The organism is Pseudomonas cyclaminis (genome assembly GCF_015163715.1).
GTDB lineage: Bacteria > Pseudomonadota > Gammaproteobacteria > Pseudomonadales > Pseudomonadaceae > Aquipseudomonas > Aquipseudomonas cyclaminis.
This window is the reverse complement of record NZ_JADDUM010000344.1, coordinates 1-2484: the sequence shown is the minus strand read 5'-3', so window position 1 is coordinate 2484 and position 2484 is coordinate 1. Positions and strand designations below refer to the sequence as shown.

At 61.9% G+C, this 2484-nt stretch carries 2 protein-coding genes; both read right to left on the bottom strand.

Going from position 1 to position 2484, the window contains the following annotated elements; translation table 11 throughout:
- Positions 1-152 precede the first annotated feature (152 nt).
- Entirely contained in the window at positions 153-899 is a 747-nt protein-coding gene (locus IQK56_RS30075; protein ID WP_122305687.1) for an SDR family oxidoreductase, read from the bottom strand.
- 53 nt (positions 900-952) lie between these two features.
- A partial coding sequence (locus IQK56_RS30070; RefSeq protein WP_193863310.1) for a putative bifunctional diguanylate cyclase/phosphodiesterase occupies positions 953-2484 on the bottom strand: 1532 nt, incomplete at its 5' end.

Below are 2484 nucleotides of genomic sequence, written 5' to 3'. Positions count from 1 at the left end.
CCCCGATAGCGGTGTATCAGCCATCTATGAATTGGCTGACCCCACTGCCATCGGGGGAAGCCGCTCACCACAGGTTACTTTTACCCTTGCGATTTCTTAACTGACCGGCATTAGGGCTTGCCCTCGATGGCGCCCGAACAGACGCTACCGGCTCACCGCCCGCCGCCCAGATCGACAAAGGTCCCGGTGGCATACGAGGCCTTATCCGACAACAACCAGATAATCGCTTCCGCCACTTCATCCGGTCGGCCGCCACGGGCCATGGGAATGCCGGACTCCAGCTTGCTGACCCGGTCCGGGTCGCCGCTCAGGGCGTGGAAGTCGGTGAAGATATAGCCGGGGCGCACGGCGTTGACGCGTATCCCCTCGCCCGCCACCTCTTTGGACAGACCGATGGTGAAGGTATCAAGCGCGCCCTTGGAGGCCGCATAGTCCACGTACTCCCCCGGCGAGCCCAGGCGCGCGGCCACCGACGAAACGTTGACGATGCTGCCGCCCTGCCCGCCGTGCTTGGGCGACATGCGTAGCACCGCATGCTTGGCGCACAGGATCGGGCCCAGCACGTTGGTTTTCATGATGTCGAGGATTCGGAATTCGGACATTTCATCGACCCGCGACTTATGCCCCACGGTACCGGCGTTGTTGACCAGGGCAGTCACGCGGCCCAACTCGGCGTCGACGCGGTGGAACAAGGCGATCACTTCATCTTCGATGCTGACGTCCGCCCGCACCGCAATCGCCTGGGCGCCCAGGCCACGCACCTGTTCCAGAACACTCAGGGCGGCTGTTTCGTCGCAGCGGTAGTTGATGCAAATGCGATAGCCTTCACGCGCCGCCAGCAATGCCGTTTCGGCGCCTATGCCACGACTGCCCCCGGTGATGATGACAACTTTGTCCATGCGTGCGGTCTCCTGGTCCAACCTGGTATTAGGGTTGGATCCAATACTAACCGTCACGCACGGTTTTTGTCAGGCGCCAGTGCGTCTTCGCCCCGTTGGATATCCGCCATGAAACCCTCGGCCGGCAGCGGATGCCCCAGCAGATAACCTTGCAGGGAGTTGCAGCCCAGCCGCGTGAGGAAGTTCTGCTGCACATCGGTTTCCACGCCTTCGGCGACAATCCGCAGCCCCAGCGCCTGGCCCAGGGCAACGATGGCCGAGACAATGGCGGCGTCGTCGCTGTCGTGCTCCAGGTCGCGCACAAAACCACGGTCGATCTTCAACTCGTTGGCCGGCAGGCGCTTGAGGTACATCAGGCTGGAATAACCGGTGCCGAAGTCATCGATGGACAGGTCGACGCCCATGTCCGAGAGCTGCTGCAACACCGCCATGCTCGCATCGGCATCACTCATTGCGGTGGTCTCGGTGATTTCCAGGGTCAGGCTGTTGGCCGGCAACTGATGCCGATCCAGGGCGCTGGCCACGCTCTTGACCAGCCCCGCATGGCAGAACTGCAACGCCGACAGGTTCACGGCGATGCGCCAATCCTCATAACCCTGGGCATACCACACGCTCATCTGGCGACAGGCTTCATTGAGCACCCATTCGCCGATGGGAATGATCAAGCCGGTCTTTTCCGCCAGTTCGATAAAGGTTGCCGGCAACAACAGGCCCTGCTGCGGATGTTCCCAGCGCACCAGAGCTTCGGCGCCCACGGGGATACCACTGACCGCATCAAACTTGGGCTGGTAGTACAGACGAAATTGCTCTTGGTCGAGGGCATTGCGCAGGTCCTGCAACAACTGCAATTGCTTGCGCGCATTGGTGTTCATCGACACATCGAAAAAGCTGTAGCCGTTCTTGCCCATGCCCTTGGCGTGGTACATCGCGGCGTCGGCGTTCATCAACAGTTCCTGGGGGTTGCCACCGTTGCCGGGAAACAACGCGATACCGACACTCGCCGAGATTTTCAGCTCATGCTCGGCCACCTGGAACGCACGGTTGATCAGACCGACCTGGCGCTCGGCCAAGCGCAGCGCATCGTCCGGCTGGCTCAGTTGCACCAACAGCACAAATTCATCACCACCGATGCGCGCCAGGGTGTCATGGCTGCGCAAGTCTTCGCGCAGGCGCAGGCCGACTTCGCGCAGCAATTGGTCGCCCATGTGATGGCCAAACGCATCGTTGACCGGTTTGAAGCCATCCAGGTCGATAAACATCAAGGCGAAGCAACCGCCCTGCTCTTTGACCGCCTGCATGGCCTGCTGAATCCGGTCGGCGAGCAAGGTGCGGTTAGGCAGGCCGGTGAGCATGTCGTGCAGGGCCAGGTGGGTCAGTTCCTGGTTGGCCTGGCTGAGGGAGTCCGCAAGCACTGCGGTGCGGGCTTCCAGGCGCGCATCGAGCAGCGACGTCAGCAACGCAATGGCGAGCACCGCCAGGGTGGTGACCAGCACCAGGTTATCCAGGCCCTTGCCGGTCAAACCGTCCAACGCGGCGGCGCAGTAGCTTTCATCGGCAAAGCGTGCCGCCGCCATGCCGGTGTAGT

Excerpts from the sequence above, each read along its gene's own strand:
- IQK56_RS30075 (WP_122305687.1), bottom strand. The coding sequence starts at position 899 with ATGGACAAAGTTGTCATCATCACCGGGGGCAGTCGTGGCATAGGCGCC.